This window comes from Bacillus sp. BSL6 (assembly GCF_052928345.1).
Genome location: NZ_JAVGCW010000020.1, coordinates 1 through 14,879, shown reverse-complemented (window position 1 = coordinate 14,879; position 14,879 = coordinate 1). Strand labels below are relative to the sequence as shown.

Annotated in this window: 16 protein-coding genes, 1 tRNA gene, 1 rRNA gene, 1 other RNA gene and 1 other annotated feature; of the genes, 15 read left to right on the top strand and 4 right to left on the bottom strand. The window is 37.3% G+C overall.

Annotation, left to right across the window (positions count from 1 at the left end; translation table 11 throughout):
- Positions 1-91 (top strand): 5S ribosomal RNA (gene rrf / locus RCJ96_RS27175); the annotation flags it as partial.
- A 34-nt stretch (positions 92-125) separates the two neighbouring features.
- Here the strand turns inward: rrf and RCJ96_RS27170 are convergent.
- Positions 126-1,127, bottom strand: coding sequence for a YaaC family protein (locus tag RCJ96_RS27170; protein WP_074609472.1), 1,002 nt, complete (start codon positions 1,125-1,127; stop codon positions 126-128).
- 115 nt (positions 1,128-1,242) lie between these two features.
- On the opposite strand from RCJ96_RS27170, the gene guaB reads away from it, so the two are divergent.
- The 7 genes from guaB (at position 1,243) to RCJ96_RS27135 (ending at position 8,194) form a co-directional block, all read left to right on the top strand.
- Positions 1,243-2,706 (top strand): IMP dehydrogenase, encoded by a 1,464-nt coding sequence (gene guaB, locus RCJ96_RS27165; protein ID WP_000264079.1) that lies wholly within the window; start codon positions 1,243-1,245, stop codon positions 2,704-2,706.
- A 113-nt stretch (positions 2,707-2,819) separates the two neighbouring features.
- Positions 2,820-4,127: a D-alanyl-D-alanine carboxypeptidase DacA gene (gene dacA / locus RCJ96_RS27160; RefSeq protein WP_139303910.1), complete on the top strand. Its 1,308-nt coding sequence runs from the start codon at positions 2,820-2,822 to the stop codon at positions 4,125-4,127.
- 161 nt (positions 4,128-4,288) lie between these two features.
- Positions 4,289-5,176, top strand: a complete 888-nt coding sequence (gene pdxS, locus RCJ96_RS27155; protein WP_074609476.1) for a pyridoxal 5'-phosphate synthase lyase subunit PdxS — start codon at positions 4,289-4,291, stop codon at positions 5,174-5,176.
- A gap of 18 nt (positions 5,177-5,194) precedes the next feature.
- A complete protein-coding gene (gene pdxT / locus RCJ96_RS27150) occupies positions 5,195-5,785 on the top strand; it encodes a pyridoxal 5'-phosphate synthase glutaminase subunit PdxT (RefSeq protein WP_000238775.1) in 591 nt (196 codons plus the stop codon).
- 54 nt (positions 5,786-5,839) lie between these two features.
- Positions 5,840-6,061 (top strand) — a binding site (T-box leader).
- Positions 6,062-6,112: 51 nt separating this feature from the next.
- Entirely contained in the window at positions 6,113-7,387 is a 1,275-nt protein-coding gene (serS, locus tag RCJ96_RS27145; protein ID WP_000884181.1) for a serine--tRNA ligase, read from the top strand.
- Positions 7,388-7,543: 156 nt separating this feature from the next.
- A tRNA-Ser gene (locus tag RCJ96_RS27140) sits at positions 7,544-7,636 on the top strand.
- Positions 7,637-7,801: 165 nt separating this feature from the next.
- Positions 7,802-8,194, top strand: a complete 393-nt coding sequence (locus RCJ96_RS27135) for a DUF3797 domain-containing protein (protein WP_000364209.1) — start codon at positions 7,802-7,804, stop codon at positions 8,192-8,194.
- Positions 8,195-8,229: 35 nt separating this feature from the next.
- Here the strand turns inward: RCJ96_RS27135 and RCJ96_RS27130 are convergent, their stop codons facing one another.
- The 3 genes from RCJ96_RS27130 to RCJ96_RS27120 all read right to left on the bottom strand — a co-directional run bounded on the left by RCJ96_RS27130 (position 8,230) and on the right by RCJ96_RS27120 (position 10,201).
- A complete protein-coding gene (locus RCJ96_RS27130) occupies positions 8,230-8,898 on the bottom strand; it encodes a deoxynucleoside kinase (protein WP_001053585.1) in 669 nt (222 codons plus the stop codon).
- Positions 8,899-8,900: 2 nt separating this feature from the next.
- Positions 8,901-9,536, bottom strand: coding sequence for a deoxynucleoside kinase (locus tag RCJ96_RS27125; RefSeq protein WP_000148224.1), 636 nt, complete (start codon positions 9,534-9,536; stop codon positions 8,901-8,903).
- 125 nt (positions 9,537-9,661) lie between these two features.
- Complete coding sequence (locus RCJ96_RS27120; protein ID WP_000798715.1) at positions 9,662-10,201, bottom strand: isochorismatase family cysteine hydrolase; 540 nt, start codon at positions 10,199-10,201, stop codon at positions 9,662-9,664.
- 108 nt (positions 10,202-10,309) lie between these two features.
- Between RCJ96_RS27120 and tadA the strand changes: the two genes are divergently transcribed.
- The 7 genes from tadA (at position 10,310) to RCJ96_RS27085 (ending at position 14,635) form a co-directional block, all read left to right on the top strand.
- Positions 10,310-10,810 carry a tRNA adenosine(34) deaminase TadA gene (gene tadA, locus RCJ96_RS27115; RefSeq protein ID WP_074609478.1) on the top strand — a complete coding sequence of 167 codons (501 nt, stop codon included), beginning with the start codon at positions 10,310-10,312 and terminating at the stop codon, positions 10,808-10,810.
- A gap of 79 nt (positions 10,811-10,889) precedes the next feature.
- Positions 10,890-11,154, top strand: an RNA gene (gene ffs / locus RCJ96_RS27110) — signal recognition particle sRNA large type.
- Positions 11,155-11,286: 132 nt separating this feature from the next.
- Positions 11,287-12,975: a DNA polymerase III subunit gamma/tau gene (gene dnaX, locus RCJ96_RS27105; protein ID WP_000121557.1), complete on the top strand. Its 1,689-nt coding sequence runs from the start codon at positions 11,287-11,289 to the stop codon at positions 12,973-12,975.
- 25 nt (positions 12,976-13,000) lie between these two features.
- Positions 13,001-13,327 carry a YbaB/EbfC family nucleoid-associated protein gene (locus RCJ96_RS27100; RefSeq protein WP_001996460.1) on the top strand — a complete coding sequence of 109 codons (327 nt, stop codon included), beginning with the start codon at positions 13,001-13,003 and terminating at the stop codon, positions 13,325-13,327.
- Positions 13,328-13,341: 14 nt separating this feature from the next.
- Positions 13,342-13,938, top strand: a complete 597-nt coding sequence (gene recR / locus RCJ96_RS27095) for a recombination protein RecR (RefSeq protein WP_000559169.1) — start codon at positions 13,342-13,344, stop codon at positions 13,936-13,938.
- Positions 13,939-13,952: 14 nt separating this feature from the next.
- On the top strand, positions 13,953-14,174 hold the full coding sequence (locus RCJ96_RS27090) for a YaaL family protein (RefSeq protein ID WP_000466020.1): 222 nt from the start codon (positions 13,953-13,955) through the stop codon (positions 14,172-14,174).
- 191 nt (positions 14,175-14,365) lie between these two features.
- Positions 14,366-14,635, top strand: a complete 270-nt coding sequence (locus RCJ96_RS27085) for a pro-sigmaK processing inhibitor BofA family protein (protein ID WP_001089262.1) — start codon at positions 14,366-14,368, stop codon at positions 14,633-14,635.
- The last annotated feature ends 244 nt before the right edge of the window (positions 14,636-14,879 follow it).

The following is a 14,879-nucleotide window of genomic DNA, read 5'->3' as shown; positions in this document are numbered from 1 at the left end:
CACCCGTTCCCATACCGAACACGGAAGTTAAGCTCTCTAGCGCCGATGGTAGTTGGGACCTTGTCCCTGTGAGAGTAGGACGTCGCCAAGCAACTAAAAACACAAGTCTTTTGACTTGTGTTTTTTTATTTCCCATGAAATAGGTTCGGTTCTGCTAGTAAAAAATTCGAAATATAGTAAGGGATTTTTTGAGCAGAAATAGTAAGAAATTGATAAATAAATGGGTAATCTTCAGAGCCATAGCTTCCAAGTAAATCATACCACCAATCTGTTTCGTATCTAGAAATCATACTTAAATTGTAGAGCAATAAATAATGAACGAGAAGTTCAGGCAATACGGGTGTAGGATTTCTAGGGTCAGTTGTGAGTGGTAAGTAATAAGTATCAGCGAGATATTCGTAGTATAAAGGCGTACTATATATAGGATTCCACGATTGGATAGGAGCTGTAAAAAGTAAATTGGATGCGCTCGTTTTCCCGGGGACATGTTGCACGGATAAGTGCTTACAAATTGATTCAATATAACGTGAAAATCTTTCTGAAGTCATATGAAGTCGATCTAGTATATTGACTGAAAAGGAAAGTTCATTTGCATTTGTTGAATCAATTTTATATAAAGTGGAACCTCGCTGACTATAGCGAAATAAGTTTTGTAATTCCGGAATATTCCCCATTAAATCCAACATGTTAAACTTCTCTGATTCTAAGTGTTTCATGTGAAACAGCTGTTCTGCAACATGAGTAAATAGTCCGTTTTTTTGTACCTTTACCTCATCTTCTAAAAATTGATACCCCTGTTTTTTCCGTTTACGAGTCGTAACACCATGAGCTAAAACAGTAGTGGATTCAGGATAGTTCGGATCAATAGTCAATAAGCACGCTTTAAAAAGTTGGCTTATTCCATAAAACAATAACATTGGTTGAATCGAAAAGGGAGCTACCTTATATAATTCGTAATAATTTTTCCCATGTTCTAAGTAATAAATAAAGGGATAACAATTTTCGAAACTTTTTTTTTCAGCATCTTGTATGGAGGATTTTTCATAACAACGGGCAAGATAACGTTGTACATTTTGAGATGAAAAGAAGAAACTTAATTGCTGCCAAGTACAATGTGTTTGATGCATATATTACGCTCCTTTTATTGTCTAAAAATTCTAACATATATATACGTCCTTGACAGTATTTTAACCAATTGATAAGCTACTAATAATAATTTCTGGTATCATGGGGGGAACAATTATGTGGGAATCTAAATTTGTTAAAGAAGGTTTGACTTTTGATGACGTATTACTTGTACCAGCAAAGTCAGATGTACTACCAAGAGAAGTAAGTGTTAAAACGGTTTTATCTGAAAGCTTACAGTTAAACATCCCGTTAATTAGTGCAGGAATGGATACAGTAACAGAAGCAGATATGGCTATTGCAATGGCTCGTCAAGGCGGTCTAGGAATTATTCATAAAAACATGTCTATTGAACAACAAGCCGAGCAGGTTGATAAAGTAAAACGTTCTGAAAGTGGTGTTATTTCAGATCCTTTCTTTTTAACTCCAGAACATCAAGTGTATGATGCAGAGCACCTTATGGGGAAATATCGTATCTCAGGTGTACCGGTTGTAAATAATTTAGACGAGCGAAAATTAGTTGGTATTATTACAAACCGTGATATGCGTTTTATCCAAGACTACTCAATCAAAATTTCCGACGTAATGACAAAAGAACAGCTAATTACAGCTCCAGTTGGTACAACGCTAGATGAGGCTGAAAAGATCCTACAAAAGTATAAAATTGAAAAACTCCCTCTTGTTGATAACAACGGTGTATTACAAGGGCTTATTACAATAAAAGATATTGAAAAAGTAATTGAATTCCCAAATTCTGCGAAGGATAAGCAAGGGCGCTTATTAGTTGGAGCAGCAGTTGGTGTAACGGCTGATGCTATGACTCGCATTGACGCATTAGTAAAAGCTAGCGTAGATGCAATCGTACTTGATACAGCCCATGGGCATTCTCAAGGCGTTATTGATAAAGTAAAAGAAGTTCGTGCAAAGTATCCATCATTAAATATTATCGCTGGAAATGTTGCTACTGCTGAAGCAACAAGAGCATTAATTGAAGCAGGGGCAAACGTAGTTAAAGTTGGTATTGGACCAGGCTCTATCTGTACAACACGTGTTGTAGCTGGGGTTGGTGTACCACAATTAACAGCGGTTTATGATTGTGCAACAGAAGCTCGTAAACACGGTATCCCAGTTATCGCTGACGGTGGTATTAAGTACTCTGGTGATATGGTTAAAGCTTTAGCAGCAGGAGCACATGTTGTTATGCTAGGTAGTATGTTTGCTGGTGTTGCTGAAAGTCCTGGTGAAACTGAAATTTATCAAGGTCGCCAATTTAAAGTATATCGTGGTATGGGTTCTGTCGGAGCGATGGAAAAAGGAAGTAAAGATCGTTATTTCCAAGAAGGAAATAAAAAACTTGTTCCAGAAGGTATTGAAGGACGAGTACCATATAAAGGACCTTTAGCAGATACGGTTCATCAATTAGTTGGTGGATTACGTGCAGGTATGGGATATTGCGGAGCACAAGATTTAGAATTCTTACGTGAGAATGCACAATTTGTTCGTATGTCAGGTGCTGGTTTACTTGAAAGTCATCCTCATCATGTACAAATTACAAAAGAGGCTCCAAACTACTCATTATAATGTCTTATATATAAATAGACGGAGATTTTATATCTCTGTCTATTTTTTTTTGATTATGTTAGAATAACGGTTATGTGAGTACATAGATATTGGGGGTAGCAAAAGTGAAAGGTATGTTTTGCAAAAGATTCATTGCACTAGTAACAATGCTTACACTAGCTTGTAGTATGTTGTTACCATATAGCAATGCATCAGCTGAAACAGGAGCTGCTTTAAACATTGAAGCAGGTGCGGCAATTTTAGTTGAAGCGAATTCTGGAAAAATTGTATATCAAAAGAATGCTGATGAATTATTATCCATTGCTAGTATGACGAAGATGATGAGTGAGTATTTAGTTCACGAAGCAGTGGATAAAGGAAAGCTTAAGTGGGATCAGAAAATTAAGGTTTCTGAATATGCGTATAAAGTTTCACAGGATGCTTCATTATCAAATGTGGCATTAGAAAATGGTGGCTCTTATACAGTAAAAGAGTTATACGAGGCAATGGCAATCTTCTCTGCAAATGGTGCAACGATTGCATTAGCAGAAGCAATTGCAGGTAAAGAAGTAGATTTCGTAAAAATGATGAATGATAAATCGAAAGAACTAGGGTTGAAAAATTATAAATTTGTCAATTCTACAGGTTTAACGAATAAAGATTTAAAGGGAATGCATCCAGAAGGAACAACAGCGGATGAAGAAAATAAAATGTCTGCAAAGGATGTTGCAACTTTAGCACAACATTTAATTAAAGATTATCCAAAAGTGTTAGATACAGCAAAAATCCCGAAAAAAGAATTCCGTCCAGAAAAAGAGAAGTTTGCAATGTCGAACTGGAACTGGATGTTAAAGGGCTTAGTTAAAGAATATGATGGCGTAGATGGCCTAAAAACAGGCTCAACTCCAGAAGCGGGAGATTGCTTCACTGGTACGGTTGAAAGAAACGGTATGCGTTTTATTTCTGTAGTAATTAAAACAAGTTCTCATACAGCACGTTTTGATGAAACAAAGAAGCTATATGATTATGGATTTGCTAACTTTGAAATGAAACAAATGTATAAAAAAGGTTCTTCAGTAAAAGGACAAGAAACAGTACGAGTAGAAAATGCGAAAGACAAAGATGTAGCAGTTCAAACGAAACAAGCCATTTCACTTCCAGTACCAAAAGGAAGTAAAGATGTGTATAAAACAGAATTAAAAGAATCAAGTAAGGGACAAGAAGCACCTATTAAAAAGGGAGCTGCGCTTGGTCAAATGGTAATTACGCCAAAAGATGCAAACGACCCTGGATTTTTAACTGGTAAGTCGTTACAAGTGGATCTTGTAACAACATCTGAAGTAGAAGAAGCAAACTGGTTTACTCGTGCTATGCGCGGAATTGGTTCTTTCTTTAGTGGTATATGGAATAGTGCTGTTGATACAGTAAAAGGTTGGTTTTAAAAGCTCCTCATTGTAGGGGCTTTTTCTTATTCCTATTTTTCATACCGACTTTATGAAAAAGTAGTAGACAAGCATCTGATAGTTAGTGGTAGAATGTAAGAGTATTCTTAATTTTCGCCTTTAACGGGGAAAAGCAATTCACCTAGGGGGGTTTTTGTAACATGACAAATGTAACAGGGACAGAACGTGTAAAACGTGGAATGGCAGAAATGCAAAAAGGCGGCGTTATTATGGACGTAATTAACGCTGAACAAGCAAAAATTGCAGAAGAGGCAGGCGCAGTTGCCGTTATGGCATTAGAGCGTGTACCAGCAGATATTCGTGCAGCAGGTGGCGTTTCTCGTATGGCAGACCCAACAATCGTTGAAGAAGTTATGGGTGCTGTGTCAATTCCGGTTATGGCCAAATGCCGTATCGGTCACCTTGTAGAAGCACGTGTATTAGAATCATTAGGGGTAGACTATATCGATGAGAGTGAAGTATTAACTCCAGCAGATGAAGTATACCATTTAAATAAACGTGATTACACAGTTCCGTTTGTATGTGGTTGCCGTGATATCGGAGAAGCTGCACGTCGTATTGCAGAAGGTGCATCTATGCTTCGTACAAAAGGTGAACCAGGAACAGGAAACATTGTAGAGGCAGTGCGTCATATGCGTCAAGTCAATGCAGAAATCCGTCAAGTTGCAAATCTACGTGAAGATGAGTTAATGACATATGCAAAAAATACTGGTGCTCCTTATGAAGTACTACTTGAAATTAAACGCCTTGGTCGTTTGCCGGTTGTAAACTTTGCAGCAGGTGGTGTAGCAACACCTGCAGATGCAGCGTTAATGATGCAACTTGGTGCGGATGGTGTATTTGTTGGATCTGGTATCTTTAAATCAGAGAATCCAGCGAAATTTGCACGTGCAATCGTTGAAGCGACAACTCATTATGAGGATTACGAATTAATTGCAAGCCTTTCTAAAGGATTAGGTAATGCGATGAAAGGTATCGAAATTTCAACGTTACTACCAGAGCAACGCATGCAAGAGCGTGGATGGTAATTGAAGGAGAACTTTAAAATGGTGAAAATCGGTGTACTAGGTCTTCAAGGTGCAGTTCGTGAACATGTAAAATCAGTTGAAGCAAGTGGTGCAGAAGCTGTTATTGTAAAGCGTATAGAACAACTTGAAGAGATTGATGGTCTTATTTTACCAGGCGGTGAAAGTACAACTATGCGCCGTCTTATTGATAAGTATGCTTTCATGGAACCACTTCGTACATTCGCGAAGTCTGGTAAACCAATGTTTGGTACATGTGCAGGAATGATTCTTCTTGCAAAAACACTTATTGGCTATGACGAAGCACATATTGGTGCTATGGATATTACAGTTGAGCGTAACGCGTTTGGACGTCAAAAAGATAGCTTTGAAGCTGCACTTTCTATTAAAGGTGTGGGAGAAGATTTTGTTGGCGTATTTATCCGTGCTCCGTATGTTGTAAATGTAGCGGATGATGTTGAGGTACTTTCTACACATGGTGATCGAATGGTGGCTGTAAGGCAAGGGCCGTTTTTAGCTGCTTCTTTCCATCCGGAATTAACGGATGATCATCGTGTAACAGCATACTTTGTAGAAATGGTAAAAGAAGCGAAAATGAAAAAAGTTGTATAAGTAACTTGCAACTTGTATAAGATTATAGTAAATTGATGGTAACAATTTTATAAAATAAGCGTGTTGATAGGAAGTAGTAACAAATGTCGTTTCTTATAGAGAGTCGATGGTTGGTGGAAATCGATAGAAACAGTTTGTGAATCCATCCTGGAATGGAATGTGGAATATCTTTATGATTAGTAAACATTCCCGGTGAAGAGCCGTTATTTCTACTTGAGAGGAAGGCGGTAAAGCTTTCAACTAGGGTGGCAACGCGGGTTAACTCCCGTCCCTTTATATAGGGACGGGAGTTTTTTGTGTTTTATAAAATAAAAGGAGGAGTATATAATGCTTGATATTAAATTTTTACGTACAAATTTTGAAGAAGTAAAAGCAAAGTTACAGCATAGAGGCGAAGATTTAACTGATTTTGGTCGCTTTGAAGAATTAGATACGAGAAGAAGAGAACTACTTGTTCAAACAGAGGAACTAAAAAGTAAACGTAACGAAGTATCTCAACAAATCTCTGTATTGAAGCGCGAAAAGAAAGATGCAGAAGCTCTAATTTTAGAAATGCGTGAAGTTGGAGAAAAAGTAAAAGATCTTGATAACGAACTTCGTACAGTTGAAGAAGATCTAGAAAGATTGATGCTATCTATTCCAAATATTCCGCACGAATCTGCTCCAGTTGGTGAAACAGAGGATGATAATGTAGTAGCTCGCACTTGGGGAGAAGTGAAAGAATTTGCTTTTGAACCAAAACCACATTGGGATCTTGCTACAGATTTAGGAATTCTAGATTTTGAACGTGCTGGAAAAGTAACAGGAAGCCGCTTCGTATTCTACAAAGGTGCTGGCGCAAGATTAGAGCGTGCTTTAATTAGCTTTATGCTTGATCTTCATACTGATGAGCATGGATATGAAGAAGTATTACCTCCGTATATGGTAAACCGTGCAAGCATGACAGGGACAGGACAACTTCCGAAGTTTGAAGAAGATGCATTCCGTATTGAAAGTGAAGACTACTTCTTAATTCCAACAGCTGAAGTACCTGTAACAAATATGCACCGTGATGAGATCTTAAATAAAGAACAATTGCCTATAAGATATGCTGCATTTAGCTCTTGTTTCCGTTCTGAAGCAGGTTCAGCTGGCCGTGATACACGTGGTTTAATTCGTCAACACCAGTTCAATAAAGTAGAGCTTGTGAAGTTCGTAAAACCAGAAGATTCTTATGAAGAGTTAGAAAAACTAACAAATGATGCAGAACGCGTGTTACAATTATTAGAGTTGCCATATCGCGTTATGAGCATGTGCACAGGCGATTTAGGATTTACAGCAGCGAAGAAATACGATATCGAAGTATGGATTCCAAGCTATGGCACATATCGTGAAATCTCTTCTTGTAGTAATTTCGAGGCTTTCCAAGCGAGACGTGCAAATATCCGTTTCCGTCGTGAGCCAAACGGCAAACCAGAACATGTTCATACATTAAATGGATCTGGTCTTGCAATTGGACGTACGGTGGCAGCTATTTTAGAGAACTACCAACAAGAAGATGGTACAATTATAATTCCAGAAGTTCTTCGCCCTTATATGGGAGGAAAAACAGTTATTAAGTAAATTTATAAACATTCATCGGTATGAGTGATTGGTAATTATGAGCGTTGTCAGTACTATGATGTAGGAGAGGAAAAGTAAAATTTTCCTTTCCTCATAATTTATTTTAGTAGGGTTGACTAACTGTTTTTCTTTTGATATTATATTTGATGTCAATATGGAGGTATACCCAAGTCTGGCTGAAGGGATCGGTCTTGAAAACCGACAGGCGGCGAGAGTCGCGCGGGGGTTCGAATCCCTCTACCTCCTCCAGATATAATTGACAACAGCGCATATAAGTGGAGATTGGAGAACTCGTTACCACACGTAACGAGTTTTTATTTTAAAACCAATCATAAAGTATGGTGTAAGGCGATTTTGTCCTTATTACACACTCATATTCCGATGATTATCTTCATAGATATGAAAGGAGTCAACATGGATCTTATTATACAAACGTTTCCTTTAGATGGAAAAACTTTATATTATGTACAATGTCCTGTCTGTAAGAACAATAGAATTTTAAACAGTGGTGCAAATGTATCACGTATTATTAGCGATGATACATTCCGTAAACTTTGTGGTTGCACTTGTAATGTAAAGCAAACTGCAACAAAAGTAGAGGCACCAAAAAAAGTTAAAAAAGAAGCTGTAAAGAAAGAAGCAGCTCCAAAACGTACAGGTAAAGTATTAACAGCAGTAATTAACGGGAAAGAAATGACTGTTAAAGAGATTGCTGAGGCGTACGATATTAGTACAAGTACTGTTCGTCAGCGTATTAACGCTGGAAAACCTGAGAGTGAAATTATTGCTCCAACAAAGAAGAAGTAATTTAATAGAAAAACCCGTGCGTATGCACGGGTTTTTTATTTTACAAGTTTACGTGTTTGTTTTAAAAAATGGCCGATTTTTTTAATGATTGGTTCAATGGAATCGCCATCTTTTAAAATATCGTATTCATTAATGTTTAATCTTAAAACAGGGCATGAATTAAAGTTATTAATCCAGTTTTCATAACGCCCATGCATCTCTTTCCAATACTCAATTGGTGTTTGCTGTTCCATCGGACGTCCACGTTCCTGGATACGATCAACGATATCATCGAAAGAACCTTCTAAGTAAATGAGTAAATCTGGATGAGGGAAGTAAGGAGTCATGACCATAGCGTCAAATAAACCTTTGTATGTTTCATAATCAGTTTCCGTCATTGTACCTTTTTCGTGATGCATTTTTGCAAAAATGCCAGTGTCTTCATAGATAGAGCGATCTTGAACAAAACCGCCGCCGTATTCAAAAATTCTTTTTTGTTCTTTAAATCGTTCTGCTAAAAAGTATACTTGTAAGTGAAAGCTCCAGCGTGTGAAATCAGCATAGAACTTGTCCAAATACGGGTTAGAATCTACCTTTTCAAATGACGTGCGATACCCTAAAGCGTTAGCTAATGCAGTTGTCATAGTGGATTTACCGACACCTACTGTTCCAGCGATAGTGATTACTGCGTCATTTGGGATATCATATTTTTGCCTTAAATTCATTATTATTTCGACTCCTTTAAGAGAGTATTTTGAAGGGCAGATAGGATGACGTTTAAATCATCAGGATTTTTTACAAAATCCATATCGTCTCCGTTAAATTTCAATACTGGGATATCTGGATGGTCTTTTTTAAAAGCATCCATTGCTGTTTCGTAATCTTTTGTGAGCTGTAGTAAGTAATTTGGATCCATATTTTTTTCGAATTCTCTTCCGCGCATTGCGATTCGCTTTTGTAATGTTTCTAAGCTAGCTGTTAAATAAACGATAACGTTTGGAACAGGCATATCTTGTGTAAGGATACGATAGATTTGCATGTACTTGTCATATTGAGAATCTTTTAATGTACGGGATGCGAAAATTACGTTTTTGAATATATGGTAGTCCGCTACTACTGGCTTCCTTTGATTCAAATACTTTATGTTAATATCTTCTAATTGTTTGTATCTATTACAAAGAAAGAACATCTCTGTTTGAAAACTCCATTCGTCGATGTCTTCATAGAACTTTCCTAAAAAGGGGTTTTCATCAACAATCTCTTTCAGTAAGTGGAGTTGCATGTGAGTTGAAATTTCCTTCGCAAGTGAAGTTTTTCCAACACCAATTGGTCCTTCAACCGTGATAAATGGTACTCCGGTCACGCTGTTTCCTCCTTTCAATCAGTGATTTACCGTGACTACTAAAAACACAAAACAGAATTATTGTAGCACAAGAGGGAAGCGAGCGGGTTAATTTGATATAAAAAGTTGGAAAATAGATATATGTATTAATTAAATTTTATTTGAAACGACGGTACTATATTTGCCTTTAATGTGGCTTCCATTATTTTCAAAGCATGCAGGTTATCCTGATCATCATTAGATGCAATACAGTCCTGTGGTACATACAATGTATAATTCCTCATATGAGCATCGTTAGCTGTAAAGAGGATACATATATTCCCGGCGACACCTGTTAATATTAGATTTTCTATTTTTAAATAGCCTAATAAAGAATTTAAAGGTGTTTCATAAAAAGCAGAGTAATGTGGTTTAATAAAAATGTAATCATCAGCATTTGGAGCGATCTTATGAATGATATTTTTACTATACTCATTTGTACAATGAGTAATCAATTGGTCAATATCAGATCTCCAAAGTTGATAATGGTCATTAATATAAATGATGGGGCAACCGAAGGATTTCATTGTTTTCTTTAATTGTAAAATAGGATTGGTTATAATTTCGCATTTTTTTGCTAGGATAGGCCCGTGTGAAAATTGAAAGTCATTAATCATATCGATAATGAGTAAGGCAGTATTCTTCATATGTAATCCCCTCTCTTTTTTTCTTAGGGTGGATTGAATTTATAAAAGTTATCCCATGTGTAGTAAATGGAAATAAGTGTACTTTATTTGTAATGAAAGGACTATGTTATGGAACGTGATCAAGATATTTATTTTATGCAGTTAGCAATAGAAGAGGCTAAAAAAGCAGAGGCAATACAAGAAGTACCGATTGGGGCAGTTATAGTGTTGGGTGGTGAAGTAATTAGTGTTGCTCATAATTTAAGGGAGACTGAGCAAAGATCGATAGCTCACGCTGAGTTGTTAGCTATTGATGAGGCGTGCAAAAAATTAGGGACATGGCGTTTAGAAGATGCAACGTTATATGTAACATTAGAGCCTTGTCCGATGTGTGCGGGTGGAATTGTTTTATCACGAGTAAGGCGAGTTGTATATGGTGCGAGTGATCCGAAAGGTGGATGTGCAGGGACATTGATGAATCTGTTAACGGATGAACGCTTTAATCATCAATGTGAAGTAGTAGCTGGTGTATTAGAAGAAGAGTGCGGTACGCTGTTAACGAACTTTTTTAGAGCGCTTCGTAAAAAAAGAAAAGCGATTAAGAAATTAGAGAAAAGTAAAGAGAATTAACGTATTTGCATTTTATAAAAAAACAAGTTATACTGATAGTGCCTTTAATGAAGGCAACCGAATATTGGTTTTAACTTTGCCGTGCTAAGCGGGGAGGTAGCGGTGCCCTATACTCGCAATCCGCTCTAGCGAGGCCGAATCCCTTCTCGAGGTTATGTTGCTGTAAGGCCTGCCTTAAGTAAGTGGTGTTGACGTTTGGGTCCTGCGCAACGGGACCCCGTGAACCTTGTCAGGTCCGGAAGGAAGCAGCAATAAGCGGGTCTTCTCGTGTGCCGCAGGAGTGCCTGAACCGAGCTAACTGCTTAAGTAACGCTTATGGTACGTAATCGACAGAAGGTGCACGGCAGTTATATATGTATACAAAACTCACCTTAATACTAAGGTGGGTTTTTTGTATAGAAAATAACTTTTGGAATCTATAAACAGAATGGGTTATAATAAATGAGATAATAACCTTTGAGGGAGGCCGTATTTTCGTGTCATACCAAGCGTTATACCGAACATGGAGACCGCAAAAGTTTGAAGATGTAGTCGGTCAAAAGCACGTAACAAAAACGTTGCAAAATGCCCTTCTTCAAGAGAAAGTTTCACATGCTTATTTATTTTCTGGGCCGAGGGGAACAGGAAAAACGACAATTGCAAAAGTGTTTGCAAAAGCAATTAACTGTGAACATGCTCCGGTAGCTGAACCTTGTAATGAATGTCCTTCTTGTTTGGGGATTACACAAGGATCTATTTCAGATGTATTAGAAATTGATGCGGCTTCAAATAACGGTGTAGATGAAATTCGAGATATTAGAGATAAAGTAAAATATGCTCCAAGTGCTGTAGAATATAAAGTATACATTATTGATGAAGTTCACATGCTTTCCATGGGTGCCTTCAATGCGCTTTTAAAAACGTTAGAAGAACCGCCAGGACATGTTATCTTTATTTTGGCGACAACAGAACCGCATAAGATACCGCCTACAATTATTTCGCGTTGCCAACGTTTCGAATTTCGAAAGATATCAGTAAATGATATTGTTGAGAGATTATCGACAGTTGTGAACAATGAAGGTACGCAAGTAGAAGATGAGGCATTACAAATTGTTGCACGTGCCGCTGAAGGTGGTATGCGTGATGCGCTCAGTCTTATTGATCAGGCAATATCTTATAGTGATGAGACCGTTACGACAGAAGATGTATTAGCTGTAACAGGGTCTGTTTCTCAGCAATACTTAGGTAACTTAGTAGAATGTATACGTGAAAATGATGTATCAAGAGCATTACGTATCATAGACGAGATGATGGGTAAAGGGAAAGATCCAGTTCGCTTTATGGAGGATTTCATTTACTATTATCGTGATATGCTTTTATATCAAACTTCACCACAATTGGAACATATGTTGGAACGAGTAATGGTTGATGAGCAATTCCGGACGTTAAGTGAAGAAATGCAGCCGGAAGTAATCTATGAGATCATTCATACTCTTAGTAAAGCACAACAGGAAATGAAGTGGACAAATCATCCGCGAATTTTCTTAGAAGTTGTTATGGTACAACTGTGTCAACAGTTTATGATGCAAGCAAATGGTGCAGATCGTTTACAAGCAATTATGAACAGGATGCAGCAATTAGAGAAAGAGTTAGAACAAGTCAAAAAGAATGGTGTGCCGGCCGGTGTGCAGCAGGAAGTCAGAGAGACGCGTGCAGCACCAAAGCCAGTACGGACAGGAAGTATGAAGATACCTGTCGGACGCGTAAATGAAGTATTAAAGCAAGCGAAGCGTCAAGATTTAGAACAATTAAAAGCTGTATGGGGAGAGTTGTTAGGAAGACTCAAAGCATACAACAAAGTAGCGTTTGCTGTTTTATTAGAAAATAGCGAACCGGTAGCGGCTTCAGATGATACTTACGTTTTAGCGTTCCAATATGAGATTCACTGTAAAATGGCAAGCGAAAATCGAGAGGCTATGGATACAGTGGAACAAACTTTATTTGAATTGCTAAGTAAAAGATTAAATATGATTGCCATTCCAAAAAGTGAATGGGGTAAAATCCGTGAAGATTTTTTACAGCGTGAAGGTGGAAGTTCTGAAGAAAGCCCAGAGAAAAAAGAAGATCCTCTCATAGAAGAGGCTGTAAAATTAGTAGGGCAAGAACTCATTGAAATAAAAGAGTAATAATAATTAGGAGGAATTAATTATGATGCGTGGCGGAATGGGAAATATGAATAACATGATGAAACAAATGCAAAAGATGCAAAAGGAAATGGCAAAGGCGCAAGAAGAACTTGGCGAAAAAACAGTTGAAGGTACAGCTGGCGGCGGTATGATCACAGTTATTGCAAATGGTCATAAGCAAATTCTTGAAGTAAAAGTGAAAGAAGAAGTTGTAGATCCAGAAGATATCGAAATGTTACAAGACTTAGTGTTAGCTGCAACAAACGATGCACTTAAGAAAGCTGATGAACTTTCAAACTCTACAATGGGTAAATTTACAAAAGGCTTAAACTTACCGGGTGGAATGTTCTAGGAGGATATTGATATATGCATTATCCAGAACCAATATCAAAACTAATTGATAGTTTTATGAAATTGCCAGGAATCGGACCGAAAACAGCGGTTCGATTAGCGTTTTTCGTATTAGATATGAAAGAAGATGATGTGTTAGGTTTTGCAAAAGCACTTGTAAATGCGAAGCGAGACTTAGCATATTGTTCTGTGTGCGGGCATATTACTGACCGTGATCCTTGTTATATTTGTAACGATTCACATCGGGATCAATCAGTTGTTTGTGTCGTGCAAGAACCGAAAGATGTAATCGCGATGGAAAAGATGAAAGAGTATCAAGGTGTATATCATGTGTTACGTGGTGCTATCTCTCCAATGGAGGGAATTGGACCAGAAGACATTAATATCCCGCAACTTCTAAAGCGACTACACGATGAAACAGTACAAGAAGTAATATTAGCAACAAATCCTAATATTGAAGGGGAAGCTACAGCGATGTATATATCCCGCCTCTTAAAGCCGACAGGTATTAAAGTAACTCGTATTGCACACGGTCTGCCAGTTGGTGGAGATTTAGAATATGCAGATGAAGTGACACTGTCGAAAGCGTTAGAAGGTCGTAGAGAAGTATAAGAGGAGAAACAAAAATGTTCTTTCAAAAAAAGGGTAAATTGCGTAAAGAGTATGATGATAAGCTAATTGTACTATTAGAAAAGGTGAAGAATGAATGGTTACGTCAAAAGAGAATGGTTGAACAAAGTGTTGAACCATCTCAAGATGTACTTTGTTCTTTGAAAATAGCAGAGGCGAAATATTTCTTCTTGCTAAAAGAAGCAAAACGTCGTCCTGTAAAGATGGAGCAATGGTAAAAGGTTCTGCTGAAAAGCAGAGCCTTTTTATTTTATTCGTTTGGAAAGATCGATTAATAGTTTTTGTGAAGAACGTGTAGCCGAATCAAGGTGAATAAGATGAAACGACTGGAGTTATATAATAAACGTTCTTTTTTATTGTCTTGTCCCATACAAATAAATGTGTATAGGTCATTCATAAGGAGGAAAAAATGAATTCTACAATTATTATTGTTGGTATTCTTGCGTTAGTTTTTATTTTCCTTGTTTTTGGTGTTTCTTCTAAGCCGTTGCGTTTTATAGGAAAAGCGCTCTTTCATGTTACTTTGGGAGTAGCATTACTTTTTATCGTAAATGTTGTAGGAACGTATTTTGATTTTCATATCCCAATTAACTTGGGCACCGCAACAATTACAAGTTTATTAGGCCTACCCGGTGTTGCTGCATTAGTGGTTATTAAACTTTATATCATGCCAAAATAAATTTATTTTGGCATTTTTTTAAAAGTGTTGACTTGTGAATGATTAATATGGTAAATTAATAAGCGTCGTCAGGAACGAAAGAAAAAAGTTGTTGACAGATTTAACGCAAAATGTTAAATTATAAAAGTCGCTGAAACGCGATGTTGAACTTTGAAAACTAAACGAAACAAACAACGTGAAACGTCAATTTTTATTTTATGATGCTAGACAAACTAACTTTATTGGAGAGTTTGATCCTGGCTCA

Coding starts and splice junctions, on each gene's coding strand:
- tadA (WP_074609478.1), top strand. CDS start 10,310: ATGGAACGTGATCAAGATATTTATTTTATGCAGTTAGCAATAGAAGAG.
- pdxS (WP_074609476.1), top strand. CDS start 4,289: ATGACAAATGTAACAGGGACAGAACGTGTAAAACGTGGAATGGCAGAA.
- serS (WP_000884181.1), top strand. CDS start 6,113: ATGCTTGATATTAAATTTTTACGTACAAATTTTGAAGAAGTAAAAGCA.
- RCJ96_RS27170 (WP_074609472.1), bottom strand. CDS start 1,127: ATGCATCAAACACATTGTACTTGGCAGCAATTAAGTTTCTTCTTTTCA.
- RCJ96_RS27130 (WP_001053585.1), bottom strand. CDS start 8,898: ATGAATTTAAGGCAAAAATATGATATCCCAAATGACGCAGTAATCACT.
- recR (WP_000559169.1), top strand. CDS start 13,342: ATGCATTATCCAGAACCAATATCAAAACTAATTGATAGTTTTATGAAA.
- RCJ96_RS27090 (WP_000466020.1), top strand. CDS start 13,953: ATGTTCTTTCAAAAAAAGGGTAAATTGCGTAAAGAGTATGATGATAAG.
- RCJ96_RS27135 (WP_000364209.1), top strand. CDS start 7,802: ATGGATCTTATTATACAAACGTTTCCTTTAGATGGAAAAACTTTATAT.
- guaB (WP_000264079.1), top strand. CDS start 1,243: ATGTGGGAATCTAAATTTGTTAAAGAAGGTTTGACTTTTGATGACGTA.
- RCJ96_RS27100 (WP_001996460.1), top strand. CDS start 13,001: ATGCGTGGCGGAATGGGAAATATGAATAACATGATGAAACAAATGCAA.
- RCJ96_RS27085 (WP_001089262.1), top strand. CDS start 14,366: ATGAATTCTACAATTATTATTGTTGGTATTCTTGCGTTAGTTTTTATT.
- pdxT (WP_000238775.1), top strand. CDS start 5,195: ATGGTGAAAATCGGTGTACTAGGTCTTCAAGGTGCAGTTCGTGAACAT.
- dacA (WP_139303910.1), top strand. CDS start 2,820: ATGTTTTGCAAAAGATTCATTGCACTAGTAACAATGCTTACACTAGCT.
- RCJ96_RS27120 (WP_000798715.1), bottom strand. CDS start 10,201: ATGAAGAATACTGCCTTACTCATTATCGATATGATTAATGACTTTCAA.